The organism is Escherichia sp. E4736 (genome assembly GCF_005781225.1).
Lineage (GTDB): Bacteria > Pseudomonadota > Gammaproteobacteria > Enterobacterales > Enterobacteriaceae > Escherichia.
In genome coordinates, this window is the sequence record NZ_VATT01000010.1 from 88619 (window position 1) to 115130 (window position 26512).

At 52.0% G+C, this 26512-nt stretch carries 24 protein-coding genes, 1 tRNA gene and 1 pseudogene; 11 read left to right on the forward strand and 15 right to left on the reverse strand.

Annotated elements, in window-relative coordinates; translation table 11 throughout:
• Positions 1-206 precede the first annotated feature (206 nt).
• Positions 207-1025, forward strand: a complete 819-nt coding sequence (nlpA, locus tag FEK46_RS07185; RefSeq protein WP_130261096.1) for a lipoprotein NlpA — start codon at positions 207-209, stop codon at positions 1023-1025.
• Between the two features lie 3 nt (positions 1026-1028).
• On the opposite strand, the pseudogene FEK46_RS07190 reads toward nlpA, so the two are convergent.
• Positions 1029-1953 (reverse strand): annotated as a pseudogene (locus FEK46_RS07190) (carboxylate/amino acid/amine transporter).
• A 205-nt stretch (positions 1954-2158) separates the two neighbouring features.
• Here FEK46_RS07190 and fliB point away from each other — a divergent pair.
• Complete coding sequence (gene fliB / locus FEK46_RS07195) at positions 2159-3373, forward strand: flagellin lysine-N-methylase (protein WP_135560320.1); 1215 nt, start codon at positions 2159-2161, stop codon at positions 3371-3373.
• Between the two features lie 162 nt (positions 3374-3535).
• On the opposite strand, the gene FEK46_RS07200 is transcribed toward fliB, so the two are convergent.
• The 3 genes from FEK46_RS07200 to xanP all read right to left on the reverse strand — a co-directional run bounded on the left by FEK46_RS07200 (position 3536) and on the right by xanP (position 7184).
• Positions 3536-3630 (reverse strand) — tRNA-Sec (locus tag FEK46_RS07200).
• A 331-nt stretch (positions 3631-3961) separates the two neighbouring features.
• Positions 3962-5671, reverse strand: coding sequence for an AsmA family protein (locus tag FEK46_RS07205; RefSeq protein WP_130261159.1), 1710 nt, complete (start codon positions 5669-5671; stop codon positions 3962-3964).
• A gap of 121 nt (positions 5672-5792) precedes the next feature.
• Positions 5793-7184 carry a xanthine/proton symporter XanP gene (gene xanP, locus FEK46_RS07210; RefSeq protein WP_130261160.1) on the reverse strand — a complete coding sequence of 464 codons (1392 nt, stop codon included), beginning with the start codon at positions 7182-7184 and terminating at the stop codon, positions 5793-5795.
• A gap of 279 nt (positions 7185-7463) precedes the next feature.
• Between xanP and gltS the strand changes: the two genes are divergently transcribed.
• A complete protein-coding gene (gene gltS / locus FEK46_RS07215; protein ID WP_130206745.1) occupies positions 7464-8669 on the forward strand; it encodes a sodium/glutamate symporter in 1206 nt (401 codons plus the stop codon).
• A 187-nt stretch (positions 8670-8856) separates the two neighbouring features.
• Here the strand turns inward: gltS and recG are convergent, their stop codons facing one another.
• From recG to gmk, 5 genes are read right to left on the reverse strand one after another with little or no spacing between them, the layout of a single operon-like run.
• On the reverse strand, positions 8857-10938 hold the full coding sequence (gene recG / locus FEK46_RS07220) for an ATP-dependent DNA helicase RecG (RefSeq protein ID WP_135560319.1): 2082 nt from the start codon (positions 10936-10938) through the stop codon (positions 8857-8859).
• A gap of 5 nt (positions 10939-10943) precedes the next feature.
• Positions 10944-11633, reverse strand: a complete 690-nt coding sequence (gene trmH, locus FEK46_RS07225; protein ID WP_001070177.1) for a tRNA (guanosine(18)-2'-O)-methyltransferase TrmH — start codon at positions 11631-11633, stop codon at positions 10944-10946.
• A gap of 6 nt (positions 11634-11639) precedes the next feature.
• A complete protein-coding gene (gene spoT, locus FEK46_RS07230) occupies positions 11640-13748 on the reverse strand; it encodes a bifunctional GTP diphosphokinase/guanosine-3',5'-bis pyrophosphate 3'-pyrophosphohydrolase (RefSeq protein ID WP_130206741.1) in 2109 nt (702 codons plus the stop codon).
• An 18-nt stretch (positions 13749-13766) separates the two neighbouring features.
• Positions 13767-14042, reverse strand: a complete 276-nt coding sequence (rpoZ, locus tag FEK46_RS07235; RefSeq protein WP_000135058.1) for a DNA-directed RNA polymerase subunit omega — start codon at positions 14040-14042, stop codon at positions 13767-13769.
• 54 nt (positions 14043-14096) lie between these two features.
• The gene (gmk, locus tag FEK46_RS07240; RefSeq protein WP_010344504.1) at positions 14097-14720 is read right to left on the reverse strand and encodes a guanylate kinase; all 624 of its coding nucleotides are present in this window, start codon (positions 14718-14720) and stop codon (positions 14097-14099) included.
• A 257-nt stretch (positions 14721-14977) separates the two neighbouring features.
• On the opposite strand from gmk, the gene ligB reads away from it, so the two are divergent.
• Positions 14978-16663: an NAD-dependent DNA ligase LigB gene (ligB, locus tag FEK46_RS07245; protein WP_135560318.1), complete on the forward strand. Its 1686-nt coding sequence runs from the start codon at positions 14978-14980 to the stop codon at positions 16661-16663.
• Here the strand turns inward: ligB and FEK46_RS07250 are convergent.
• Together FEK46_RS07250 and FEK46_RS07255 are read right to left on the reverse strand one after the other, a co-directional pair.
• Positions 16660-17277 carry a trimeric intracellular cation channel family protein gene (locus FEK46_RS07250; protein ID WP_064526048.1) on the reverse strand — a complete coding sequence of 206 codons (618 nt, stop codon included), beginning with the start codon at positions 17275-17277 and terminating at the stop codon, positions 16660-16662. The two genes, ligB and FEK46_RS07250, sit on opposite strands and share 4 nt — an antisense overlap.
• A gap of 251 nt (positions 17278-17528) precedes the next feature.
• A complete protein-coding gene (locus FEK46_RS07255; protein WP_135560317.1) occupies positions 17529-18392 on the reverse strand; it encodes a YicC/YloC family endoribonuclease in 864 nt (287 codons plus the stop codon).
• 126 nt (positions 18393-18518) lie between these two features.
• Between FEK46_RS07255 and rph the strand changes: the two genes are divergently transcribed.
• From rph to FEK46_RS07270, 3 genes are all read left to right on the forward strand, one after another.
• The gene (gene rph / locus FEK46_RS07260; protein ID WP_130206735.1) at positions 18519-19235 is read left to right on the forward strand and encodes a ribonuclease PH; all 717 of its coding nucleotides are present in this window, start codon (positions 18519-18521) and stop codon (positions 19233-19235) included.
• A gap of 65 nt (positions 19236-19300) precedes the next feature.
• Positions 19301-19942 (forward strand): orotate phosphoribosyltransferase, encoded by a 642-nt coding sequence (pyrE, locus tag FEK46_RS07265; RefSeq protein ID WP_000806177.1) that lies wholly within the window; start codon positions 19301-19303, stop codon positions 19940-19942.
• Positions 19943-20237: 295 nt separating this feature from the next.
• Positions 20238-21200, forward strand: a complete 963-nt coding sequence (locus FEK46_RS07270; protein WP_135560316.1) for a reverse transcriptase family protein — start codon at positions 20238-20240, stop codon at positions 21198-21200.
• Between the two features lie 45 nt (positions 21201-21245).
• On the opposite strand, the gene slmA is transcribed toward FEK46_RS07270, so the two are convergent.
• From slmA to coaBC, 3 genes are all read right to left on the reverse strand, one after another.
• The gene (gene slmA / locus FEK46_RS07275; RefSeq protein ID WP_130206731.1) at positions 21246-21842 is read right to left on the reverse strand and encodes a nucleoid occlusion factor SlmA; all 597 of its coding nucleotides are present in this window, start codon (positions 21840-21842) and stop codon (positions 21246-21248) included.
• Between the two features lie 106 nt (positions 21843-21948).
• Positions 21949-22407 (reverse strand): dUTP diphosphatase, encoded by a 459-nt coding sequence (dut, locus tag FEK46_RS07280; RefSeq protein ID WP_000976070.1) that lies wholly within the window; start codon positions 22405-22407, stop codon positions 21949-21951.
• Positions 22385-23605 (reverse strand): bifunctional phosphopantothenoylcysteine decarboxylase/phosphopantothenate--cysteine ligase CoaBC, encoded by a 1221-nt coding sequence (gene coaBC, locus FEK46_RS07285; RefSeq protein WP_130215156.1) that lies wholly within the window; start codon positions 23603-23605, stop codon positions 22385-22387. Before coaBC ends, dut begins: the two co-directional genes overlap by 23 nt.
• 171 nt (positions 23606-23776) lie before the next feature.
• Here coaBC and radC point away from each other — a divergent pair, with 171 nt between their 5' ends.
• The 4 genes from radC (at position 23777) to mutM (ending at position 25993) form a co-directional block, all read left to right on the forward strand.
• The gene (gene radC, locus FEK46_RS07290) at positions 23777-24445 is read left to right on the forward strand and encodes a DNA repair protein RadC (RefSeq protein WP_130215158.1); all 669 of its coding nucleotides are present in this window, start codon (positions 23777-23779) and stop codon (positions 24443-24445) included.
• Positions 24446-24661: 216 nt separating this feature from the next.
• A complete protein-coding gene (rpmB, locus tag FEK46_RS07295; protein WP_000091955.1) occupies positions 24662-24898 on the forward strand; it encodes a 50S ribosomal protein L28 in 237 nt (78 codons plus the stop codon).
• 20 nt (positions 24899-24918) lie between these two features.
• Positions 24919-25086: a 50S ribosomal protein L33 gene (rpmG, locus tag FEK46_RS07300; RefSeq protein ID WP_001051798.1), complete on the forward strand. Its 168-nt coding sequence runs from the start codon at positions 24919-24921 to the stop codon at positions 25084-25086.
• Between the two features lie 97 nt (positions 25087-25183).
• The gene (gene mutM / locus FEK46_RS07305) at positions 25184-25993 is read left to right on the forward strand and encodes a bifunctional DNA-formamidopyrimidine glycosylase/DNA-(apurinic or apyrimidinic site) lyase (RefSeq protein ID WP_135560315.1); all 810 of its coding nucleotides are present in this window, start codon (positions 25184-25186) and stop codon (positions 25991-25993) included.
• Between the two features lie 38 nt (positions 25994-26031).
• Here mutM and coaD read toward each other — a convergent pair whose 3' ends face one another.
• Positions 26032-26511 (reverse strand): pantetheine-phosphate adenylyltransferase, encoded by a 480-nt coding sequence (gene coaD / locus FEK46_RS07310; protein ID WP_001171866.1) that lies wholly within the window; start codon positions 26509-26511, stop codon positions 26032-26034.
• Position 26512: the final 1 nt, after the last annotated feature.

Sequence of the window (26512 nt, forward strand, 5' to 3'; positions counted from 1 at the left end):
CAAATGTGTATCGAATGAAGCATAAGTGTAGTTTGCTTTTATCGCTCTCATCATGCTGTACGAAACGCGCTTACGCGGTCAGTAAGAAGTGCCAGACCTTATATTCCACTTTTATTCCTTTTTATTCTTATCGATAGCGTTTCGTTTTTTAAACCGCAGCGACCTTACCGCTATAGTCAGGTAATCATTAATAAAAGGATAAAAAAATGAAACTGACAACACATCATCTACGGACAGGGGCAGCATTATTTCTGGCGGGGATCCTGCTGGCAGGCTGCGACCAGCAAAACAGCGATGCAAAACACATTAAAGTTGGCGTCATTAACGGTGCCGAACAGGATGTGGCAGAAGTCGCTAAAAAAGTGGCCAAAGAGAAGTATGGTCTTGAAGTTGAATTGGTTGGATTTAGTGGTTCGTTGTTGCCGAACGATGCAACTAATCAGGGTGAACTGGATGCCAATGTCTTCCAGCATCGTCCTTTCCTTGAACAGGATAATCAGGCGCACGGTTACAAACTGGTGGCGGTAGGAAATACCTTTGTCTTCCCCATGGCTGGCTATTCGAAAAAAATTAAAACAGTCGATCAGCTAAAAGAAGGAGCGACAGTAGCGATTCCGAATGATCCGACCAATCTGGGGCGTGCGCTGTTACTGTTGCAAAAAGAGAAACTTATTACCTTAAAAGAGGGGAAAGGTTTACTGCCAACGGCGTTGGATATTACTGAGAATCCACGCCATTTGCAGATAATGGAGCTGGAAGGGGCACAGTTGCCACGTGTACTGGACGACCCGAAAGTGGATGTAGCGATTATCAGCACCACTTACATCCAGCAAACAGGACTTTCTCCGGTTAACGACAGCGTATTTATTGAAGATAAAAATTCACCATATGTGAACATTCTGGTGGCGCGGGAAGATAATAAGGATGCAGAAAACGTGAAGGAGTTTCTGCAATCTTATCAGTCACCAGAAGTTGCTAAAGCGGCAGAAACCCTCTTTAACGGTGGCGCGGTGCCTGGCTGGTAATGATCAACCGTACCGCGCCGGACGATTACATTTTTCTGGCGCGGCGGCGGGAATCCATTGAAATCAAAATCACCGATGACAGAATCAGTAGCGTTCCCAGCCAATCTGGTAATGTGAAGGTGATCCCCAGCAACAGCAAAGAGAGCAGCGCGCTACTTAATGGTTCTGCGCAACTCAAAATACTGGCTTTCGGCCCGCCAATTAACTGTGCACCTTTCAGATACAGACTAAAGGTCAGCGAAGTTCCAATTACCACCAGATAGAAAAAAGCCAGGATCAGGCTGCCATTAACCACGAAATTTGTTCCTTGCCCGGCATAAAAGGGCAGCAGGACCATCCCACCAATGAGCATACTCCAGCCGACGACGGGCAGCGTGCCGTAACGGGCAATGAGCGTTGAGGGGTATGTCGTATAGAATGCGGCAGCAAAGGCTGAAGCAACTCCCCAGAACAGCGCAGCAGGAGAGATCGACAACGATGTTGGATTACCGTGGGTGACCAGCAAAAATGTGCCTATCAGGGAGGTCAAAATCGCGGTAAATACCAGAATACCGGGGCGCGATTTTCGTACCAGTGAGAACCAGGCCACAATAATCGTTGGTGATAAAAATTGCAGCACCGTTGCTGTAGCTGCATTTGATTTTTCAATCGTCAGTAAGAAAGTTAGCTGGACGGTCAGAGCGCCAACAATGGAAAAAATAAGCAGGCTGATGGCATCTTTATGATTCTTAATGATTGAGAAGACTTTATCGCCGTGGACAAAAGAGAGCGTCAGCAGAATAAATCCGGCAAATATCAGCCGCGTCATGGTCAGAAACTGCGATGACATCTGACTTTGTTCCATGATGTATTGCGCGCAAACGCCTGAACTTCCCCATAATACGGCGGCAATCAGAACGTTCATCATCCCCTTTCTGGTGGAACCCATTTTTCCCTCTGCATACTGTTTTGTCGTTTATGTATGCAGGCATGATAGCAAAAATGGTGAGAATGACCCCTTCCGGTAAACCCGTCATTTGATGGGGGCGAGCATTTATGAAACGAGTGAAATACTTGTTAAACCGTCAGGTTATGACGTTATCATTTTGTTCTGACAGCGTGCTACTGTTCGCTTTTTAAACGCGAAGAATGTTATGCAAATCCATAAAGTAGTAACCCCCGAGTTTGTGAAGAAGTTTGCCTGCGTCGGCCCCAGCTGCCTGATTTCCTGCTGTCAGGGATGGCAGATACACATCGACAAGAAAACCCATCATACTTACCTCAACGAACAACACCCGAAAATTGCCCAGTTGGCGAAAGAGAATTTATTACGGGTGCGAAATGGTAAAAGCCGCTATTCGATAATCAAACTGGACGCGCAGGGTCAGTGTCCGTTTCTCGATGAAAATAAACTCTGCCTGGTCCATCGCGATCTGGGAGAAAAAGCACTTTCAGAAACCTGTTCTACTTATCCACGTAGCAAAAAACACTACGCGGATACAACTCGCCATTCGATGGTGCTCTCATGTCCAGAAGTAGCCCGACTGGTATTGTTTGATGCCGACAGCATGTTAGTGCACGAACAGGATGATCTGTTGGCGAAGGCGAAAAACACCTGCACCGCCAGCCAGCCGGTTAATCAGATCCACCAGATTGTGCATCTCTTTGCCTGGCACCTTCTACAGGCGCCATCGTTGAACGTTGAAGAAAACCTAATGGCGCTGGCACAGTTTATGGTTTATCTGCAGCGCATTGAGTTCGATCTGCACAACCATTTTGCGCAGGCTGAACAGTACCATCAGGAGCTATTAAGCGAGCTGGCGGCAGGTATTAGCCTGATGAGTCAATCAACGCCTACGGAGTCGGTGGGATTGAAGGTGCGTGCGCTGACGGTATTGGGGTCGCTTGTCGCGAATAAGAGCAGCAGGGATCGTATTATTACTGACTTGCATCGTAAGATGGCGGTGTATTTAGACGTGGCAAACAGCCCGGATAAGCAGGCTCTGGCTGATAAGTTTGCTGTCCTGAATAAACAGTGGCAGCAGCTTTGCCAGGATTCTATCCTTAGCGCCCCGCATGTATTGCGCAATTTACTGACCTACAAAATTTACCACTGCCATTTTCCGGATGCTGATTTCTCAACGGTCATGCGCCAGGTTTACCGTTTAATTCTCGACTATTTCTATATTAAGCATTTGTTGAGTCTGACATCGCTGGAAGCAACTCTGGATGAGGCAACGGTACTGAAAATTGTGGCGAGCCTTGCCGAGTCAACCTTGCATTCGTCAACGATAAACCAGCGAATGAATGAAGCGATCGACATGATCAATGCCGGGGACGATCTCTCCTGCCTGCTGTTGATTCGTTAAATTCGCCTGTCGGGGACTGGGTTAAGCGTTTGTCTGGCATGTCGCTTCCGCTGTAATAAATATTAAGAACAACTTCGGTAAAGCAGGTTGAATCATGAACAGAAGAAATTATCTGCTTTAAACGGTATTACAAGGGATTGGTGAACGTCAGAAGAGGCATTTTGGCGGAAGATCACAGGAGTCGAACCTGCCCGGGACCGCTGGCGGCCCCAACTGGATTTGAAGTCCAGCCGCCTCACCGGAGACGACGATCTTCCGCGCCTCGATTGCTACATGGAGGCGGGGCGCATTATAGCTACTTCCTCGCCTTATCACATCCCCCATCACACTTTTTTCCGCTTCGTTTCGCCTTGCCATGATCCTCTTCACAGAAACTCTCGGCAAATCCATAAGTTACGCTTTGGCACAACCGCGCTCCCAGAAAAAAGAAACGTAAGTTGATAACAAAAAATAGCAATATCCGTATTCTTAAGGATGGTTTACGCCGTGCAATGAGCGGGAACGAACATGGTAATTGGATACTCTACTGTTTGTTATTTATTGAAAAAATGCCGGGTACGGCTGTGTCGTACCCGGTGAGATTGATTTTTACTGCACTGGCTCCGTTGACGTAACTTCGCCACTGGAAACGACGCCAGCATTCATGGTTTGGGTCACTTGCTGTTTTTCAGCGTTCACGGCATGGAGTTGCCCGTTAACCGTGGGTTTTAGTGGTGCATCGGCCTGAATATCGCCGCTGGCGGTAAGCTGAATATTGCCGTCGCCAGTAATCGGTAGCTCTGGCCATCCCCACTGTTGCAGGATATTCACCGGCACACCGCGTCCGTTCAGGCTGATATGAGTCTGGCGCTGCGGCGTTTGTGAAACACTGGCAGTGGCTTCCAGAATGCCTTTCTCGGTAAACGCGCTAAGTTCGCTGATATTCACCGTGCTACTGTTGGCGGCCAGTGCCAGCGACGGACGGCGAACATCAACACGATTGAACGTCGCGGCGGCGGCATTCAGATTCGCTGTGCCACTCCAGACGCCCCATTGGTGATTGGCAACCAGTGTCAGATTCGCGCCATAGCCATCGAGCGCGGTGAGTTGCCACGGGAAGGCCGGGTCGATATCAATGATCAGGTTGCGGCTGGCGCTAAATCTCTTCAGTTGCAGACTGTTTAACCAGCCGGGTGTTGTTTCCATCCATAACTGTTGCCAGTTTTTTGGCAGGGTATATTCCAGCCCGACAATTGCCGCATCATCGAGGATCAGCGTTTTCCCGTCGCGTTGCCAGTTTCCTGACGTTCTCACCATGCCACCTTCCCAACGGCTGGTAAACTGGCGCAGCGCCACGCCCTGCGGGGAAAATTCTGCGTTCATAATCGGGTCAAACAAATGCAGCGAACCATAAATAAACTCGCTGGCATTCATCGACAGCTTTCCTTCCTGTGTCTGCCAGTCATCTTTACTGAAGGTCATGTTGCGTAAGCTGAGATCGAGATCGGTCACCGCCCAGTCCGGGCCTTGCAGGCGAGCATCTATCACTTCCAGGCGACCAATCTGTAACGAAGGCACAGAGCGCAATGGCGCAAAGAAATCAGTCAGCGATTTTTCGCTTTGCAGACGGATATCCGCCATGCGCAGGTTTTCCACCTGCCAGCTACCGTCGGCGTTACGCTGCGCGTTTCCGGTTAATGTACCGCGCGCGATATCGGCACCCAGATTGGTCAGCGTAACGCGATCGTTATCAATACTGCCTTCAACCAACACATTGGTGGCAGGAACATCATTGAGCGACAGGGAGCCAGCACTGAATTGAATCTGCGCTTTCGTTCCCAACACTTTACCGGCTTCTGGCGACCACGGAATAACGCCGCCATTTACCCGCTGAGCACTTAATTTCCACTCGCTATTTGGGCTATTAAATGCCATATCGCGCAGTTGCAGGCGATCGGCTTTGAACGGTAGCGGGGCGGTCTGGTCGGTGAGATTCAGCGTCCCGTTTTCCAGCAGAATGGTATCGACATGGCGCGGTTCGGTCAGTTGCCGACTACTCAAGGCGATATCAACACTTTTTGCCACCAGGGTCGCGGGCTGTCCATCACGACCAAACGTGACGTTCTCCAGTATGATATGAGACGGCGCGGAAAAGCGGTGATCCATTGCCCCGAAGACCAAATGGTAGTCGCTATTTTCGGAAATCCATGCGCTGATATGCTCCGCACCCCAACGGGTTTGCAGAAGAAAATAGAGGCCAGTTATCACTACGAGTAGCGCGACGAAAATGTAGAGAAGCAGCTTCCCAATAAATTTCATAGTCTTCCATCCCGCGAAATACACATAAGGGAGTTATGCACGATTTACGCGCATTCCTCAAGGCGGGAATGGTGAAAGAGAGTCGCTGCGGCGGTAAAGAAACTTACCGCCGTTAAGTGAATTACGGTTTTTCCGGCGGGAAAATCAGGTTCAGCACAATGGCAGTAATACCGCCAGCGGCAATACCTGAAGAGAGCAGGTTTTTCAGCCAGTCAGGGGCAAATTGCAAAATCAGCGGCTGCTGAGAAACGCCCAGACCGACGGCCAGCGACAGTGCAATAATCAGAATTGCCCGACGGTTCAATGGCTCGCGGGAAACGATGCGTACACCGGATGCGGCGATGGTGCCAAACATCACAAGCGTAGCGCCGCCCAGAACTGGCTCTGGGATGTGTTGCACGAAACCACTCACTGCCGGGAACAGGCCCAGCACGATCAACATCAGCGCCACCACAAAACCGACATAACGGCTGGCAACACCCGTTAACTGAATTACACCGTTGTTCTGTCCGAAGCAGGAGTTCGGGAAGGTGTTAAATACTGCCGAGACAAACGAGTTCAGGCCGTTTGCCAGCACGCCGCCTTTCAGACGTTTCATGTACAGCGGGCCGGAAACCGGCTGTTCGGAAACGTCAGAGGTCGCGGTGATATCGCCAATGGTTTCCAGCGATGTGATCATAAAGACCAGCATCAGCGGCAGCAGTAGGCTCCATTCAATACCAAGACCGTAATAGAGCGGCGTTGGTACCATAATCAGTTCTTGCGTCATCGGTTCGTTGCTTTCTGGCAACATACCCATAAACCACGCCAGCGCATATCCGGCCGCCATCGCAATCACCAGCGAGGCCACGCGTAAGTAAGGGTTACGTTGGCGGTTAAGCAGGATGATTAAGGCTAAGACCACGCCCGCCAGCAGCAGGTTTTTCGGTGCGCCAAAGGTGTTATCGCTCATCGCCGCATAGCCGCCACCAATGGACGTTAATCCAACCTGAATTAGCGACAGGCCGATAATCATCACCACGACGCCAGAAACCAGCGGCGTAATAATGCGGCGCGCCAGATGCAGAACACGGGAGATCACCATCTCCGTGCAACTTGCCAACATCAGGGTACCAAACAGTGCCGCCATCATGGTGGGAACATCAGCACCACCGGTCTTCAGCGCCGTGCCGCCCATAATCAGCGGGGCAACGAAGTTGAAACTGGTCCCCTGAATCGACAACAACCCGGAACCTACCGGCCCCCAGGCTTTAATCTGAATAATCGATGCCACACCGGAGGCAAACAGCGACATACTAATAATGTGTTGTGTGTCCTGTGCCGGTAAACCTAGCGCCTGGCAGATGAGAAGCGCAGGGGTGATAACCGCGACAAACATCGCCAGCAGGTGCTGACAGGCGGCAAACAAGGTTTGAGGAAGCGGCGGACGATCTTCAAGACGGTAAATCAGTTCGCTGTTTTGAGTCTGCGCAACCGGTTGCGCATTTTCTGACTCGAGGGTGGAAACAGACATCGAAAACAATCCCGTGGTAGCAAAGCGGGCATTTTAGCTGACCGAAAGGCAAAAGCAAACGTTTGCCAACCATTCTTCTAAATATTTAAATGCGATAAATGCACTTTTTTATATAACTTTTGGTTGTTTTCTGCTTAAAATCCATGCCATTTTTCTATTTTCAGCTGAGAATTCGAACCAGGAAAGCATGACTCGATACTCGTCATATTTCGCCTTACTGCAAATGCGCGATGATGTATGACGAGTATGAAAGAGTGGTGCGGACACAAAGGAGTAACTATGTTTCATCTCGATACTTTAGCAACGCTTGTTGCCGCAACGCTAACGTTGCTGCTCGGGCGAAAGTTGGTCCATTCCGTCTCCTTTTTGAAGAAATACACCATACCTGAACCGGTTGCCGGAGGGCTTCTGGTGGCGCTGGCGCTGTTGGTGCTGAAAAAAAGTATGGGCTGGGAAGTCAACTTTGATATGTCGCTGCGCGATCCGTTGATGCTGGCTTTCTTTGCCACCATCGGCCTGAACGCCAACATTGCCAGCTTACGTGCCGGTGGGCGCGTGGTGGGGATTTTCCTGATTGTGGTGGTTGGTCTGTTGGTGATGCAAAACGCCATCGGTATTGGTATGGCCAGTCTGTTAGGTCTTGATCCGCTGATGGGGCTGTTAGCAGGGTCTATTACGCTTTCTGGCGGTCATGGGACTGGCGCGGCGTGGAGTAAATTGTTCATTGAACGTTACGGCTTTACTAACGCGACTGAAGTAGCGATGGCCTGTGCGACGTTCGGTCTGGTGTTGGGCGGTCTGATTGGTGGCCCAGTGGCGCGTTATCTGGTGAAACACTCCACCACGCCGGACGGTATTCCGGATGACCAGGAAGTACCGACCGCGTTCGAAAAGCCTGATGTGGGGCGCATGATCACCTCGCTGGTGCTGATTGAAACTATTGCGCTGATTGCTATCTGTCTGACGGTAGGGAAAATCGTTGCGCAACTTTTGGCTGGCACTGCTTTTGAATTACCAACCTTCGTTTGTGTGCTGTTTGTAGGCGTGATTCTGAGCAACGGTCTGTCAATGATGGGCTTTTATCGCGTCTTTGAACGTGCGGTATCGGTGCTGGGTAACGTTAGCCTGTCGTTGTTCCTGGCGATGGCTCTGATGGGCCTGAAGCTGTGGGAACTGGCTTCGCTGGCGCTGCCGATGCTGGCGATTCTGGTGGTACAGACCATCTTCATGGCGTTGTATGCCATCTTCGTCACCTGGCGCATGATGGGCAAAAACTACGATGCGGCGGTGCTGGCTGCGGGTCACTGTGGCTTTGGTCTTGGCGCGACACCAACGGCAATCGCCAACATGCAGGCGATTACTGAACGCTTTGGCCCTTCACATATGGCCTTCCTGGTGGTGCCGATGGTCGGTGCGTTCTTTATCGATATCGTTAACGCCCTGGTGATTAAGCTGTATTTAATGTTGCCGATTTTTGCGGGTTAACCGATGAAGCGGCGGTAGAAGTGCCGCCGCAACAAAGACAAATGCCTGATACGCTTCGCTTATCAAGCCTGCATATTGATTCGCAAATTATTGAATTTGTAGGTTTTGTAGGACGGATAAGGCGTTCACGCCGCATCCGGCAGGAAGGTAGATCAACCTGAAACGGCGGTCTTCTCACCGCCGCCTTTTACGCATTTGAGTAACGTTCAGTCTCTGGCATCCAGCGTTCTATCAGGGCTTTTGCCTGCTGTGGGTAACGTTCGTGAATATGTCGCGCCAGGCGCTGAACTTCCGGGATCATCGCCTGGTCGCGCAGTAAATCTGCCACTTTAAATTCGGCATTACCCGTCTGACGTGTGCCTAGCAGTTCACCCGGTCCGCGTATCTCCAAATCTTTCTGCGCAATCACAAAACCGTCGTTACTGTCACGCAGCACTTGCAGGCGGATTTGCGCCGTTTTGGAGAGCGGTGTTTTGTAGAGCAGGGCACAGTGAGAAGCCACCGCGCCACGACCTACACGCCCGCGAAGCTGGTGTAACTGCGCCAGACCCAGACGCTCCGGGTTTTCGATAATCATCAGACTGGCGTTAGGCACATCAACGCCGACTTCAATAACAGTAGTGGCAACCAGCAGGTGTAGCTCACCTTGCTTAAACGATGCCATCACCGCCTGTTTCTCGGCTGGTTTCATCCGCCCGTGCACCAGACCGACATTCAACTCTGGTAGCGCCAGTTTCAACTCTTCCCACGTGGCTTCCGCCGCCTGCGCTTCCAGTAATTCCGATTCTTCAATCAACGTACAAACCCAGTACGCCTGACGGCCTTCCGTCATGCAGGCGTGGCGCACGCGGTCGATAATATCGTTACGGCGCGTATCAGGAATTGCCACTGTCGTCACTGGTGTGCGGCCTGGCGGCAGTTCATCAATGACCGAGGTGTCGAGATCGGCATACGCGGTCATTGCCAGCGTGCGGGGGATCGGCGTGGCGGTCATGATCAACTGATGTGGATGGAAGCCTTGCTGCTGGCCTTTCTCCCACAATGCCAGACGCTGATGCACGCCAAAGCGATGCTGTTCGTCGATAATCACCAGCGCCAGGCCGTTAAACTGCACCTGTTCCTGGAAAATGGCATGAGTGCCAACAATCATCTGCACCTGACCGCTGGCGATGGCTTCTTGCTGAGCCAGTCGCGCTTTACCTTTCTGCTTACCGGCGAGCCAGCCCACTTCGATACCGAGCGGTTCAAACCAGTTGCGGAAGTTATTGGCGTGCTGCTCGGCAAGTAACTCGGTTGGCGCCATCAATGCCACCTGTTTACCGTGAGCAATCGCACGCAGCGCGGCGAGGGCGGCAACCAGCGTTTTACCGGAGCCTACATCGCCTTGTACCAGGCGCATCATCGGTACATCGAGCGCCATATCGCGCTCAATCTCCGCCACTACGCGTGCCTGTGCGCCCGTTGGCTTGAACGGTAAGGCGGCGAGGAGTTTATTTTTCAGCGCGTCACTGGCGCTAAGCGGCTGAGCATGGAAACGTTGCGCTCCGGCGCGTAACGCCAGCATGCTAAGGTTGTGCGCCAGCAGTTCTTCCAGAATCAGACGACGTTGCGCCGGATGCTGCCCGGTTTCCAGATCGCTAAGTTGCAGCGTTGGCGGTGGGCGATGCAGAGTGCGCAACGCTTCCGGTAACGTCATCATTCCTTGTGACAGTTCCGGCGGCAGGAGTTCTTCAATGGCGCAGGTGTCGAGCAGATCCAACGCCTGATCGGTCAGTTTTCGAAGCGTCGCCTGCTTTACGCCTTCGGTGGTTGGGTAAACCGGCGTGAGCGTTTCCTGCAACTCTGGCGTACTGAGATCGCCCTGCACGCGGTATTCCGGGTGGATCATCTCCGCACCATATTTGCCGCGCTTTGCTTCGCCATAGGCCAGCACGCGGCGGCCCGTCGCCAGGCTATTTTTCATTGCTGCGTTGAAGTTGAAAAAGCGCATGGTGAGAATGCCGGAACCGTCGCTAATCTGGCAGGTCATCATTCGCCGACCGCCGAAGGAGATATTGCAGTTCAGCACTTCGCCTTCCACCGTGGCATAAACGCCCGGCAGTAGCTCACCGATGGGGTAGAGATGGGTGCGATCTTCGTAGCGCAGGGGAAGGTGTAAGAGTAAATCCTGCACGGTATGCAGATTGATTTTCGCCAGCTTGTTACTTTGCGCTGCACCAACGCCCGTTAGGGAACTGAGTGGGACAGCATCTAACAGGCGACCTTTCATGGTGCTTACCCTGCGGCCTGCATAGTGGCCCACCAGTCGGCATCAGCTTCAATCTCGCCTTGCTGATTGACATGAGGGTAGGGCAGACCTTTGCGTTTCGCGACTTTCGCCAGCACCGGATAGCCGCCTTCAAACAACAGGCGTTGTTGCTCTGCTTCCGGCAACATACTGTTTTCACGCAGATACATGCCTGCGTTTTGCCGCTGGCGCTGGGCTTCGTAAAGAATGAGGGCTGAGGCAACGGAAACATTCAGCGACTGCACCATGCCGATCATCGGAATGATGATGTCCTGATCCGCCAGGGCTAGTGCTTCCTGAGTGATGCCCGTTTTCTCCTGACCCATCAAAATACAGGTCGGGCGGGTGTAATCAATTTCGCGGAAATCGACAGCGTTATCAGAAAGATGGGTTGCCAGAATCTGCATGCCCTGGCCTTTCAGATGGGCGACGGCATCGCCAATGGTACGGTGCGTTTTCACCTGTACCCAACTGTTGCTGCCAGCCGCAGCCGAAGCCATAGTGCGCATCCGGCTGCCAGGCCAGACGGCGTGAACTTCATGTACGCCAACGGCATCTGCAGTACGAATAATCGCAGAAACGTTATGGGGTTTGTGGACCTGCTCCATGCAGACGGTCAGATCAGGCTGCCGCCTGGCGAGCATTTCGCAGATACGTGCATAACGTGTTGGGTTCATAAAACATTAATTTCGGTTTCGGGTGACTTTAATCACGTCTGGCATCACGCGGATTTTGCGCATGATATTCGCCAGATGCACACGGTCACGGGCGGTCAGACGAATAAAGGCGCTGTAGACGCGACCATCCTTTTCTTCTGTATTCAAACTTTGAATATTGGAGTTGGTCGTATTGATCGCTGCCGTCAGGTTAGCTAATGCGCCCTGATGATTGAACATCTCCACCTTGATTTCGGTGATGAACTCTTGCGCCGTCTCTTTATCCCATTCCACAGCCATAAATTTCTCTGGCTCTTTCTGGTAGCCACGGATGTTACGACAGGATTCATGGTGGATCACCAGACCTTTACCGGGGCTGACGTGAGCGATAATCGGGTCGCCAGGAATTGGGCGGCAGCATTTCGCAAAGGTGATCAGCACACCATCGGCACCTTTAATTGGCAGATGTCCGTGACTTTGGGTCGCCGGTGGAATGGAAGCGTCCCCATGTTGCAGATTCTTCGCGACCACCACGCTCATCGCGTTGCCAAGACCAATTTCCGCCAGCAGATCGTCAAGCGTAGCCAGCTTCATGCGGTCCAGTTCACGCTGAATATTTTCCTGCGGGATTTCATTGAGCTTACGGCTACCACCCAACGCATGGTTGAGCAGGCGGCGGCCCAGGCTTACAGAATCATCACGCTTGAGGTTTTTCAGCAACTGACGAATTTTGGCGCGCGCTTTCGAGCTGACGACAAAATTCAGCCATGCGGCATTCGGGCGAGCGCCAGGTGCGGTAATGATTTCAACGGTCTGGCCGCTGGAGAGCGGCTGCGACAGCGGGTAAGGCTGACGGTCGACGCGCGCGCCCACGCAGGCATGACCGATATCGGTATGCACCGCATAAGCGAAGTCGACGGGCGTTGCACCGGCAGGCAGTTCGACAATGCGCCCTTCCGGTGTGAAAACGTAAATCTCATCCGGGAAGAGATCGGATTTAACGCTCTCGATAAATTCAAACGAGCTACCGGCGCTCTGTTGCAGCTCCAGCAGGCTTTGCATCCAGCGCTGGGCGCGGATTTGCGCGGTAGTACTGGTTTCGCCGTGCTCTTTATAAGCCCAGTGCGCGGCAACACCCATTTCCGCCATCTGATCCATATCTTCGGTGCGGATCTGGACTTCAACCGGCACGCCGTGCGGGCCAATCATCGAGGTGTGCAAAGACTGATAGCCGTTCGCTTTGGGAATGGCGATATAGTCTTTCACGCGACCCGGACGCGGCTTGTACAGGCTGTGCATCTGGCCGAGCACGCGATAACAGGTGTCGGAATCATTGACGATCACGCGGAAGGCGTAGATGTCCATGATCGAGTGAAAACGCTGCTCTTTGAGCACCATTTTGCAGTAGATCGAATAAAGATGCTTTTCGCGACCACTGACGCGGCACGGTATTCCCGCTTCCTGCAAACGCCCTTCGATTTCCGAGAGGATTTTTTGGATCATCTCTTTACGGTTGCCGCGCGCGGCTTTCACCACTTCTTTGATTACGCGATAACGGTTGGGATACAGCGCCTCAAAACCCAGCTCTTCGAGTTCGGTTTTAATGTGGTGGATACCTAAACGGTGCGCCAGCGGGCTGTAAATTTCGAGAGTTTCACGGGCGATGCGGCGACGTTTGTCCGGGCGAAGTGAGCCCAGCGTGCGCATGTTGTGGGTACGGTCTGCGAGTTTGATGAGAATGACGCGGATATCCTGCACCATCGCCATAATCATCTTGCGAAAGTTTTCGGCCTGCGCCTCTTTCTTATCGCGGAACTTGAGCTTATCAAGCTTTGATACTCCCTCTACCAGTTCGGCGACGCTTTTACCAAAAAGCTGTTCCATGTCCTGGTAGGTGGCGGGAGTATCTTCAATCACGTCATGCAGCAGCGCTGCCATTAGCGTTTCATAGTCGAGTTTCATCTCGGCCAGAATGCAGGCAACCGCTACCGGGTGCGTGATATAGGGTTCACCGCTTGAACGTGTTTGCCCCTCGTGAGCATCACGTGCAACGAGATACGCCTGCCGCAGACGTTTGATTTGGTCTTCCGGCAGGTAGTTTTGAATCAGTTGATTCAGGCTTTCAAACAGATACAAGGGCGACCCGCTTTGTGATTAACGACGACCTTCAGCAATAGCGGTAACGGCTTGTAATTCAGCGGCTTCCTGCTCTTGCTGTTCCTGGCGTTCGCGCACGTCGAGGATCTGGTTGTTGATCAGACCTTCTTCGATTTCGCGCAACGCGATTACTGTGGTTTTATCGTTTTCTTCCGGTACCAGCGGATCCTTTCCGCCTACCTGCATCTGACGAGCGCGACGCGCGGCGACCAGTACCAGGTCAAAACGGTTACCAATTTTCTCTACAGCGTCCTGAACAGTTACGCGTGCCATACTTAAAAAGCTCCACAGGTGAAGAAATGACTGGGCATGATACTGAAAGAAGGTTCAGTCTGCCAACAATTTGCTGATTAAAGCGTCATGACGCTGCTTTTGGCGGCTCATGCGCAAGCGTTCGGCGCGAATGATAGTCTTTAGATCACCCAGAGCGGTGTCGAAATCATCATTCACTATTAAATAATCATATTCGGCGTAATGGCTCATTTCTGCAACTGCTTGCGCCATACGCTTTGCAATGACCTCTTCGCTGTCCTGACCTCGACCCCGTAAACGACGGTCTAACTCAATTTTTGACGGCGGTAGAATAAAGATACTCCGCGCATGCGGCATTTTCTGGCGAATTTGCTGTGCGCCCTGCCAGTCAATATCCAGAAAAACATCCACGCCGCTCGCCAGTACTTGCTCAATGGCCTCGCGTGAAGTGCCATAGTAATTACCGAACACTTCCGCGTGCTCAAGGAATGCATCTCTGCTAATCATCTCTTTAAATTCATCATGATTAACAAAGAAGTAGTGTTCACCATGGACTTCACCCGGACGCGGTGCGCGCGTGGTGTGTGAAACAGAAACCTGAGTGTCGTACAACGGTTGGGTTTTTAATAAAGCCTGAATCAGGCTGGATTTACCCGCGCCACTGGGGGCTGAAACAATATAAAGCGTGCCTTGAGCCATGAGTATCTTTCGTATGTGATTAGCGAAATAAAGCCTACATACGAGCTTATTATACACGGCGCGGCCATGTGACGTAGCCCTTGCTCACACTTTTTGCGCAAAGTTGTTGCGTTTTGCGTACCTGTTTCCGCAATTCCCGGTCATTTACTGCAACAAGAACGATTCTCTGGAAGCGTCCTCGTAGACTCCGTTTTTGCCACTCGGCTTTGCATTCATCTCGTTGTATATCTGCCCGCCTGACTACAGCGGAGGTGACGATGAAAGTATGGATTGCAGTGTTAATGAGTATTTTATGCTGGCAATCATCAGCGAAGGCGGTCTGTCCGGCCTGGTCGCCAGCCAGAGCGCATGAAGAAATCTCCCGCCTACAACAGCAAGTAAAACAGTGGGACGATGATTACTGGAAAAAAGGGAAAAGTGACGTGGAAGATGGGGTTTACGATCAGTTAAGCGCCCGCCTTGCACAGTGGCAACGCTGTTTTGGCGAAGAGACAACGGGTGACGCTATGCCGCCGCCGTTGAGTGGCACGGTTATCCATCCGGTTGCGCATACGGGGGTACGTAAGTTAGCGGATAAAAATGCGCTACGTCTGTGGATGCATGAGCACAGCGATCTTTGGGTACAGCCAAAAGTTGATGGCGTTGCGGTAACACTGGTCTACCGTGATGGAAAACTGATTAAAGCGATCAGTCGTGGCAATGGGCTTAAAGGTGAGGACTGGACGCAGAAAATACGCTTGATTCCTTCTGTACCGCAATCTGTTAGCGGAGCTTTGGCCAACAGCACCCTGCAGGGTGAGATATTTCTCCAGCGTGAGGGGCATATCCAACAACAAATGGGAGGAATGAATGCCCGTTCAAAGGTCGCTGGCATTTTGATGCGCCAGGACAATAGCGACACGCTGCATTCACTGGGCGTGTTTATCTGGGCGTGGCCGGATGGACCACAGTTGATGGCCGAGCGATTACAGCAGCTTGCTACTGCGGGCTTTACTTTGACGCAGAAGTATACCCTTGCGGTGAAAAGCGCAGACGAGGTTGAGCGAGCACGTAATGATTGGTGGAAAGCGAAATTGCCCTTCGTCACCGATGGCGTGGTGGTGCGAGCGGCTAAGGAAGCCGAATCCCGTCATTGGCTACCGGGCCAGGCGGACTGGCTGATAGCGTGGAAATATCAGCCTGTGGCCCAGGTTACTGAAGTAAACGCGATACAGTTTGCTGTCGGTAAGAGCGGAAAAATCTCGGTGGTGGCGTCACTCGCGCCTGTCATGCTGGATGATAAAAAAGTCCAGCGGGTGAACATTGGTTCCGTCAGACGTTGGCAGGAGTGGGACATTGCACCTGGCGATCAAATCCTTGTGAGTCTTGCCGGTCAGGGTATTCCACGCATTGATGAAGTGGTCTGGCGCGGTGCTGAACGCACAAAACCGACGCCGCCAGAAAACCGTTTTAACGCGTTGACCTGCTACTTTGCTTCTGATGTTTGTCAGGAACAATTCATATCGCGATTAGTTTGGCTGGGATCAAAACAGGTTTTGGGGCTGGAGGGCATCGGTGTATCTGGTTGGCGCTCGCTACATCAGACGCATCGCTTTGAGCATATTTTTTCCTGGCTTTCATTAACGCCAGAGCAATTGCAGCACACGCCGGGGATCGCGAAGAGTAAAGGTGAGCAGTTATGGCATCAGTTTAACCTGGCACGTCAGCAGCCTTTTACTCGCTGGGTGATGGCAATGGGAATACCGTTAACCCAAACGGCGCTTAATGCCAACGACTTCAGCTCCTGGGCGCAACTTTTGCAGAGAAGCGAACAGTATTGGCAGCAACTACCGGGGACAGGGCTGCGTCGTGCAAGTCAGGTTATGGAATGGAAGGATAATGCGCAAATCAAGATGCTGGGCAACTGGCTGGCTGCCCAGCAGATCACAGGTTTTGTGCCTTAGTGACCTTCGTGGCTGTAATAAAAAACCGGTAATCCCAGTTTAAGACGCAGCGCCAGCAAGCGAGCGAAAAAGCCGAATACCAGGGTGGAAATAATCACCACATCATGGTTGGAAACATAGTGTTGCAGCGCGATATACAGCACGGCGGAAGCAAAGGAAACCCCGGCGTACAGCTCTTTCTGAAAGACTAGTGGGATGCGTTTACAGAACATATCGCGTAAAACGCCGCCAAACACGCCGGTGGTTACTGCCGCGACAACGGCAATAATTGGGCCGTGCCCCATATCCAGTGCAACCTGTGCGCCAATGATAGAAAAAACCACCAGTCCGAGTGCATCGAGCACTAGAAAGACTTTACGCAGGTAAGGCATCACGGGAGCAACGATAGTGGTGAACACGGCGGCGGTGGCGACGATAATCACATACTCCGGGTGTTTGACCCAGCCAAGCGGATAGTGGCCCAGCAGAATATCGCGCACTGACCCTCCGCCAATTGCGGTGGCGGTCGCAATGATAATTACGCCAAATGTATCCATGCGCCGCCGTCCGGCCGCCAGCGCCCCTGTCATGGCTTCGGCAGTAATGCCAACCAAATACAAAATGTGTAACAGCATGGTTTTCCCCCTAAAAATCTGCCTGGCAGGGTAGCGACTTGTGTGCATTGTCACGATTGAGATTTTTTAAGGAGAGAATGGATTGATAATTTGTAGTTATGTGAAATTGCTATTTTCTGTAGCAGGAATGCATTTTTCTGATTTTGTGATAAGTAAAATGCATTAGAAAAAGTATGGAGTAAATAAATATGAGGACGAAACTATATGCGTAGCGCCGCTGTAATTAACAACGGCCTACGGAGATATGTCGCTTACTCGATGTTCTGAATCTGCTCGCGCATTTGCTCGATCAACACTTTCAGCTCGATGGCGGAGTTTGTCACTTCGGCATTGATAGATTTCGACGCAAGAGTGTTCGACTCGCGGTTGAACTCCTGCATCATAAAGTCCAGACGACGGCCAACCGCTTCTTTTTTCTTCAGAATGTTGTACGTCTCTTTAACATGCGCTTCGAGGCGGTCCAGCTCTTCGGCAACGTCAATTCGTTGTGCCAGCAGAACCAACTCCTGCTCCAGACGGTTGTTTTCCAGTTGCACCTGGGCGTCTTCCAGCTTCGCTACCAGACGCTCACGCTGCCATTGCAGGATTTCCGGCATATGGGCGCGGACTTTGACCACTTCGGCGGTGACGCCTTCCAGACGCTGCTCGATCAATGCTTTCAGCGCCTGACCTTCGGTTTCACGCACGATGATAAAGTCGTCCAGGGTGCCATCCAACGCCGCAAGAATTTCAGCAGCAATGGCGTCGAGATCCTGCTCCTGAGCTGCCATCACGCCTGGCCAGCGCAGAATATCAACCGGGTTGATTTCCCCTTCGTCGCTCTGCATTTTTACCCAGTTCGCAGCAGTTACCAGCTGTTTAGCCAGTTTTTCGTTGAGGATCAGCTCACCTTGCGCGCTGACATCTGGCTCATAGCGCAGGGTACATTCCACTTTACCGCGCGTCAGGCGAGAACGAATACGCTCGCGAACGACAGGTTCAAGGCTACGGAACTGCTCCGGCAGACGAAAGTAAGTTTCCAGATAACGCTGGTTTACCGAGCGCATTTCCCAGGTTGCGCTCCCCCATTCACCCTTGATTTCACGCCGGGCGTAGGCGGTCATACTGCGGATCATAGACGTTCCTGTTTATAAAAGGAGAGGTGGAAGGATTATAGCCATCGATGCCTTGTCAGGATAGGAATAACCGCCGGAAGTCCGTATAATGCGCAGCCACATTTGTTTCAAGCCGGAGATTTCAATATGCGTCCAGCAGGCCGTAGCAATAATCAGGTGCGTCCCGTTACCCTGACTCGTAACTATACAAAACATGCAGAAGGCTCGGTGCTGGTCGAATTTGGCGATACCAAAGTGTTGTGTACCGCCTCTATTGAAGAAGGCGTGCCGCGCTTCCTGAAAGGTCAGGGCCAGGGCTGGATCACCGCAGAATACGGTATGCTGCCGCGTTCTACTCATACCCGTAATGCCCGTGAAGCGGCGAAAGGTAAGCAGGGCGGCCGCACGATGGAAATCCAGCGTCTGATCGCTCGTGCATTGCGCGCCGCAGTAGATTTGAAAGCCCTCGGTGAGTTTACTATTACGCTGGATTGCGACGTACTTCAGGCCGATGGCGGCACCCGCACTGCTTCTATCACCGGTGCTTGTGTTGCACTAGCCGATGCCCTGAATAAACTGGTTGAAAATGGCAAGCTGAAAACCAATCCAATGAAAGGGATGGTAGCCGCGGTTTCTGTCGGTATTGTTAACGGCGAAGCGATTTGCGATCTGGAATACGTTGAAGACTCAGCGGCTGAAACGGACATGAACGTGGTGATGACCGAAGACGGGCGCATCATTGAAGTGCAGGGAACGGCAGAAGGTGAACCGTTCACCCACGAAGAGCTACTCACCTTGTTGGCCTTGGCTCGAGGGGGAATCGAATCCATTGTAGCGACGCAGAAGGCGGCGCTGGAAAACTGATTTTTAAGGCGACTGATGAGTCGCCTTTTTTTTGTCTGTAGAAAAGTAAGATGAGGAGCGAAGGCATGAAACCATATCAGCGCCAGTTTATTGAATTTGCGCTTAGCAAGCAGGTGTTAAAGTTTGGCGAGTTTACGCTGAAATCCGGGCGCAAAAGCCCCTATTTCTTCAACGCCGGGCTGTTTAATACCGGGCGCGACCTGGCACTGTTAGGCCGTTTTTACGCTGAAGCATTGGTGGATTCCGGCATTGAGTTCGATCTGCTGTTTGGCCCTGCTTACAAAGGGATCCCGATTGCCACCACAACCGCCGTGGCGCTGGCGGAGCATCATGACCTGGACCTGCCGTACTGCTTTAACCGCAAAGAAGCAAAAGATCACGGTGAAGGCGGCAATCTGGTTGGTAGCGCGTTACAAGGGCGTGTGATGCTGGTGGATGATGTGATCACCGCCGGGACGGCGATTCGCGAGTCGATGGAAATTATTCAGGCCAATGGCGCGACGCTTGCTGGCGTGCTGATTTCGCTCGATCGTCAGGAACGGGGTCGCGGCGAGATTTCGGCGATTCAGGAAGTTGAGCGTGATTACAACTGCAAGGTGATCTCTATCATCACCCTGAAAGACTTGATTGCCTACCTGGAAGAGAAGCCAGAAATGGCGGAACATCTGGCGGCGGTTAAGGCCTATCGCGAAGAGTTTGGCGTTTAAAAATATGCGCTGCGCAGGTTTTTGCTGTGCGCAGCGTGATGCGCTTTAAGATATCGTGTTAATCTGCTTTCGCCAGCAGTGGCAATAGCGTTTCCGGCCTTTTGTCCGGGAGGGTCGGCGAGTCGCCGACTTAACGCCAGTAGTATGTCCATATACCCAAAGCCGCTTCATTGTACTTAAGTACGCCTCGCGTACGTCGCGCTGACGCGCTCAGTACAGTTACGCGCCTTCGGGATGGTTTGATGGTATTGCCGCTGTTGGCGCCTCTTTTGGCCGCCGTGATGTGGAGAGTGGAATGGATGCTACCCGGATAACCCTTCTGGCGCTCGATTTGTTCGGCTCGCCGGGCTGGAGTGCCGATAAAGAAATACAGCGGCTGTATGCGCTCAGTAATCATGTCGGACGCCATTACCGACGCATTATTCTTTCTAAGCGCCACGGTGGTCAGCGGATGGTGCTAGCCCCTGATTACTTGCTCAAAACCGTACAGCGCAACATTCTTAAGAACGTACTTTCACGATTTCCGCTTTCCCCTTTTGCTACCGCCTACCGGCCAGGTTGCCCAATCGTCAGCAACGCGCAGCCTCACTGCCAACAGTCGCAGATCCTGAAACTCGATATCGAAAACTTTTTCGATAGCATTAGCTGGTTACAGGTCTGGCGTGTGTTTAGCCAGGCCCAGTTGCCACGCAATGTGGTAACCATACTGACCTGGCTTTGTTGCTATAACGACGCGTTACCGCAGGGGGCGCCAACTTCGCCTGCCATTTCCAACCTTGTGATGCGCCGTTTTGATGAGTGCATTGGGGCATGGTGCCAGACACGAGGAATTATCTATACCCGCTACTGCGATGACATGACCTTTTCAGGTCACTTCAATGCCCGCCAGGTTAAAAATAAAGTGTGCGGATTGTTAGCGGAGCTGCTGGGCCTGAGCCTCAATCAACGCAAAAGCTGCCTGGTCGCGGCCTGTAAGCGCCAGCAGGTAACCGGGATTGTTGTTAATCACAAACCACAGCTTGCCCGTGAAGCGCGCCGGGCGCTGCGTCAGGAGGTGCATTTGTGCCAAAAATATGGCGTTATTTCGCATCTTAGTCATCGTGGTGAACTTGATCCTTCTTGCGATCTCCACGCACAGGCAACGGCGTATCTGTATGCTTTGCAGGGAAGAATAAACTGGTTATTGCAAATCAACCCTGAGGATGAGGCCTTTAAACAGGCGAGGGAAAGTGTAAAGCGAATGTTGGTGGCATGGTAAGAAAAGCGTCAGGCAGACGTTTCTGCCTGAACGTTTAGGGGAGAATTACTGCAACTGCGCAGCAATCAGTGGCCAGCGGGCGTCAAAATCATCCGTCGGGCGGTATTTAAACTCGCTGCGGACAAAGCGTGACAGCATACCTTCACAAAATGCCAGCAACTGGCTTGCCAGCAGCGTTTCATCGGTGGTGTAACCTTCACCCTCACGCATTCTCTTTTCACGCAATACCTGACGCAACTGCGCTTCAATACGCTCGAACAGTTGGTTGATGCGCCCTTGCAGGCGGTCTTGTTCAAACATCAGCGCATGCCCTGTAAGGATGCGGGTCAGGCCAGGATTACGCTCACCAAAACCGAGGAGCAACAACACAATCAGACGTAGGCGCGTTGTGGTGTCCTTCTCATCTTTCAGAATCAGATTGATGCGAGTAATCAGGCTATCTTCGATAAACTCAATCAGGCTATCGAACATGCGGGTTTTACTGGGGAAGTGGCGATACAGAGCCGCTTCGGAAACGCCGACGGAGGCGGCCAGTTTCGCTGTCGTGATACGTTGGCTTCCATCGCTGGATTCCAGCATCAGCGCCAGAGACTGAAGTATTTCTTCGCGACGGTTCCTTTTCGCAGTTTGTTTTTCTGCCATGTTACAAAATACCCCTGAAAATAAGCACTTGCCAGGCGGCACCCACGCTATGACCGCAAACGAAATGTTTGCGGCAATGTTATGACGTTATTCGGATGCGTATGTGTTACTGACGACCAGAGTGACCAAAGCCGCCTTCACCGCGGTCGGTGGCGTCAAAATCTTCCACCAGATTAAATTCGGCCTGTACCACCGGAACAAAAATCATCTGCGCGATACGTTCGCCTGGTTGAATGGTGAAGCTGTCCTGGCCACGGTTCCACACGGAAATCATCAACTGGCCCTGATAGTCAGAATCGATCAATCCTACCAGGTTGCCGAGCACGATACCGTGCTTATGTCCCAATCCGGAGCGCGGCAGCATCATCGCCGCCAGTGAAGGGTCGGCAATATGAATCGCCAACCCGGTAGGTACCAGGGTGGTGTCGCCCGGCGCCAGTTCTACGGCGTCGTCGAGACAGGCGCGCAGGTCAAGTCCGGCAGAACCAGAAGTGGCATAAGTCGGGAGCGGAAATTCCTTCCCAACGCGCGGGTCCAGAATCTTAACGTCGATTTTTTTCATCATAACGGGTCACGATCTCGTCGAGTAATAATTGGCCAAGGAGCTCTTTGCGCTCAAGCGGTAAGACTTTATCTCCGTCTTGCCAGAAAAGGTGTAATGCATTGCTGTCGCTGTTAAATCCTTGAGTTGGCCGGGAAACATCGTTCGCGCAGATCAGATCAAGGTTTTTACGAATACGTTTTTGCCGGGCGTATTCTTCCACATTATTTGTTTCGGCCGCAAATCCAACAACATAAGGCCTTTGGTCTTTTAGTGCGGCAACTCCAGCGACGATATCAGGGTTTTTGACCATTTTTATTGTTAATTCATCCCCCTGAGTCGCCTGCTTTTTGATTTTTTCACTGGCGACAGCGGCTGCGCGATAATCAGCCACGGCGGCACAACCGATAAAAATATTTTGCTGCTGTACAGAGGCCTTCACAGCGGCTTCCATCTCCAGTGCGGTCATCACATCCACACGTTTAACAAACGGCGGTGTCGGTAGCGAAACCGGTCCGGAAACCAGTGTAACGTTCGCTCCGCGACGGGCAGCGGCTGCGGCGATAGCAAAGCCCATCTTGCCGGAGCTGTGATTAGAGATATAACGCACGGGATCGAGCGGTTCACGCGTCGGGCCGGCGGTAATCATAATATTCAGATGTTTCAGGTCGTTGACGGGCGAAAAATGTGCGACAGCCATATCCACAATGGTTAATGGATCGAGCATTCGCCCAGGGCCGATATCACCACAGGCCTGACTGCCGCTATCTGGCCCCCAGATCAGTAAACCACGTGAGGCAAGTACCTCTAAATTATGTTGGGTAGCCGCAGCACGATACATCTGCTGGTTCATGGCTGGCAGTACGGCAACAGGCGCAGGCGTGGCCAGGCAAATCGTTGACACCAGATCATTCGCCATCCCGGCAGCTACGCGGGCAATCAAATCAGCGGTGGCTGGGGCGAGAATTACTAAATCAGCCCATTTACCCAGCTCAATATGACCCATAGCCGCCTCGGCTGCTGGATCCAGCAGACTATCGGAAACGGGATACCCAGAAACCGCCTGCAAGCTAAGTGGGGTGATAAAGGCTTTTGCCGCTTCGGTCATGGCTACGCGGACGTCTGCTCCGCGATCGCGCAAACGACGCACCAGCTCAGGGGTTTTATAGGCAGCAATACCGCCGCTGACGCCGAGAACGATTTTTTTACCGGCCAGGCTCATGATGATTTTTCCTGTAGGGGGACACCAGAAGTTGGCGATTTTATCACAATACTTTTGTTGTCGTGCTTTCACCTGAGAATCACTTTGCGAGGCGCTTTCCAGGATTGAAAACTGGCCGTCGATTTAACCAAACGACTATGACAGCATGCGCCTTCCACAAAGGAGGTGAAGGTGAAAAGCAATGTAGAATTGTTGATGCCACGCGAAAAAATGCTGAAGTTGGGCATTGGCGCGTTAACGGATGTTGAACTGCTGGCGTTATTTCTGCGTACGGGTACGCGCGGTAAGGATGTGTTAACCCTGGCGAAAGAGATGCTGGAGAATTTTGGGTCGCTTTACGGCTTGTTATCCTCTGAATATGAACAATTTAGTGGCGTTCATGGAATTGGTGTGGCGAAATTCGCCCAGTTAAAGGGAGTTGCGGAACTGGCGCGGCGTTACTACAACGTGCGGATGCGCGAAGAAAGCCCGTTGCTCAGCCCGGAGATGACGAGGGAGTTTTTACAAAGCCAACTTACGGGAGAGGAGCGAGAGATCTTTATGGTGATCTTTCTCGATTCCCAACACCGGGTCCTTACTCACAGCCGACTCTTTTCCGGCACGTTAAATCATGTGGAAGTCCATCCACGAGAAATTATTCGTGAAGCGATAAAAATAAACGCCTCGGCGCTGATCCTTGCCCATAATCACCCTTCTGGTTGTGCTGAACCCAGTAAAGCGGATAAACTCATTACCGAACGGATAATAAAAAGTTGTCAGTTCATGGATTTACGCGTGCTCGACCATATCGTGATTGGGCGTGGAGAATATGTTTCTTTTGCCGAACGCGGCTGGATTTAATCCGCTATGCGCGATCCTTCGGGATCTTTGTCTGTTCGGGACTTGAGCACATCGCCGAGTCAGCGTATACTACGCCACCTTTGAGAATCTCGGGTTTGGCATTTGGGCCTGGCAATCGAGAGTTCACATAGAACTGCGATGACCGGGCTGTAAAGCCTGACGAGGCGCCAATACCCCATACGAAGCTCGAGCTAATTTGATTTTTGGAGAATAGACATGTCCCGAGTCTGCCAAGTTACTGGCAAGCGTCCGGTGACCGGTAACAACCGTTCCCACGCACTGAACGCGACTAAACGCCGTTTCCTGCCGAACCTGCACTCTCACCGTTTCTGGGTTGAGAGCGAGAAGCGTTTTGTCACCCTGCGCGTATCTGCTAAAGGTATGCGTGTAATCGATAAAAAAGGCATCGATACAGTTCTGGCTGAACTGCGTGCCCGTGGCGAAAAGTACTAAGTACTTAGAGGAAATAAATCATGGCTAAAGGTATTCGTGAGAAAATCAAGCTGGTTTCTTCTGCTGGTACTGGTCACTTCTATACCACTACGAAGAACAAACGTACTAAGCCGGAAAAACTGGAACTGAAAAAATTCGATCCAGTTGTTCGCCAGCACGTGATCTACAAAGAAGCGAAAATCAAATAATTTTCGCTTTGATGTAACGAAAAACCTCGCTACGGCGGGGTTTTTTGTTATCTGCCTGCCCCCATATTGACTGCATCTGTTCATTCCTGGAGATGCTATGCCTGAATTACCCGAAGTTGAAACCAGCCGTCGCGGCATAGAACCGCATCTCGTTGGTGCAACCATTCTTCATGCGGTGGTGCGCAACGGACGCTTGCGCTGGCCGGTTTCGGAAGAGATCTACCGTTTAAGCGACCAACCAGTGCTAAGTGTGCAGCGGCGTGCTAAATATCTGCTGCTGGAGCTGCCTGAGGGCTGGATTATCATTCATCTGGGCATGTCTGGCAGTTTGCGCATACTTACGGAAGCCCTTCCCCCTGAAAAGCATGACCATGTTGATTTGGTGATGAGCAACGGTAAAGTGCTGCGCTACACCGATCCGCGCCGCTTTGGTGCCTGGCTGTGGACCAAAGAGCTGGAAGGGCACAACGTGCTGGTCCATCTTGGACCGGAGCCGCTTAGCGACGATTTCAACGGTGAGTACCTGCATCAGAAGTGCGCGAAGAAAAAGACGGCGATTAAGCCCTGGCTGATGGATAACAAACTGGTGGTAGGCGTAGGGAATATCTATGCCAGCGAATCTCTGTTTGCGGCGGGGATCCATCCGGATCGGCTGGCGTCATCACTGTCGCTGGCAGAGTGTGAATTGTTAGCTCGGGTGATTAAAGCGGTGTTGCTGCGCTCGATTGAGCAGGGTGGTACAACGCTGAAAGATTTTCTGCAAAGTGATGGTAAACCGGGCTATTTCGCGCAGGAATTGCAGGTTTACGGGCGAAAAGGTGAGCCGTGTCGGGTGTGCGGTACGCCGATTGTGGCGTCTAAACATGCGCAGCGGGCAACGTTTTATTGCAAGCACTGCCAGAAATAATTGATGCTTGCCGGATGGCATACCATCCGGCATAAACGCTACGCTAACTTCGCCATCAGCGCCTGATGGACATTCTCCGGCAGGAAATGGGTGACATCGCCCTGATGGCGCGCCACCTCTTTCACCAACGATGAAGATATAAACGACCACTCTTTCGACGGCATCAGAAACACACTTTCCAGTTCTGGCATTAAGTGGCGATTCATATGCGCCAGCTGCATTTCATATTCAAAATCTGCCACCGCACGCAGGCCACGAATCAGCACCGTAGCGTGTTGATTGCGGGCGAAGTTTGCCATCAAATCGCTAAATCCGACCACTTCAACGTTTCCCAGATGCGCAGTTGCCTGTTGTGCCAGCGCCACACGCTCTTCCAGAGTAAACATCGGTTTTTTACTGGGGCTGGCGGCAATCGCCAGAATAACGTGATCGAACATCTGCGTGGCGCGCGTCACGATATCGATATGACCATTGGTAATGGGATCGAAAGTACCCGGATAAATCGCCCGTTTTTGCATA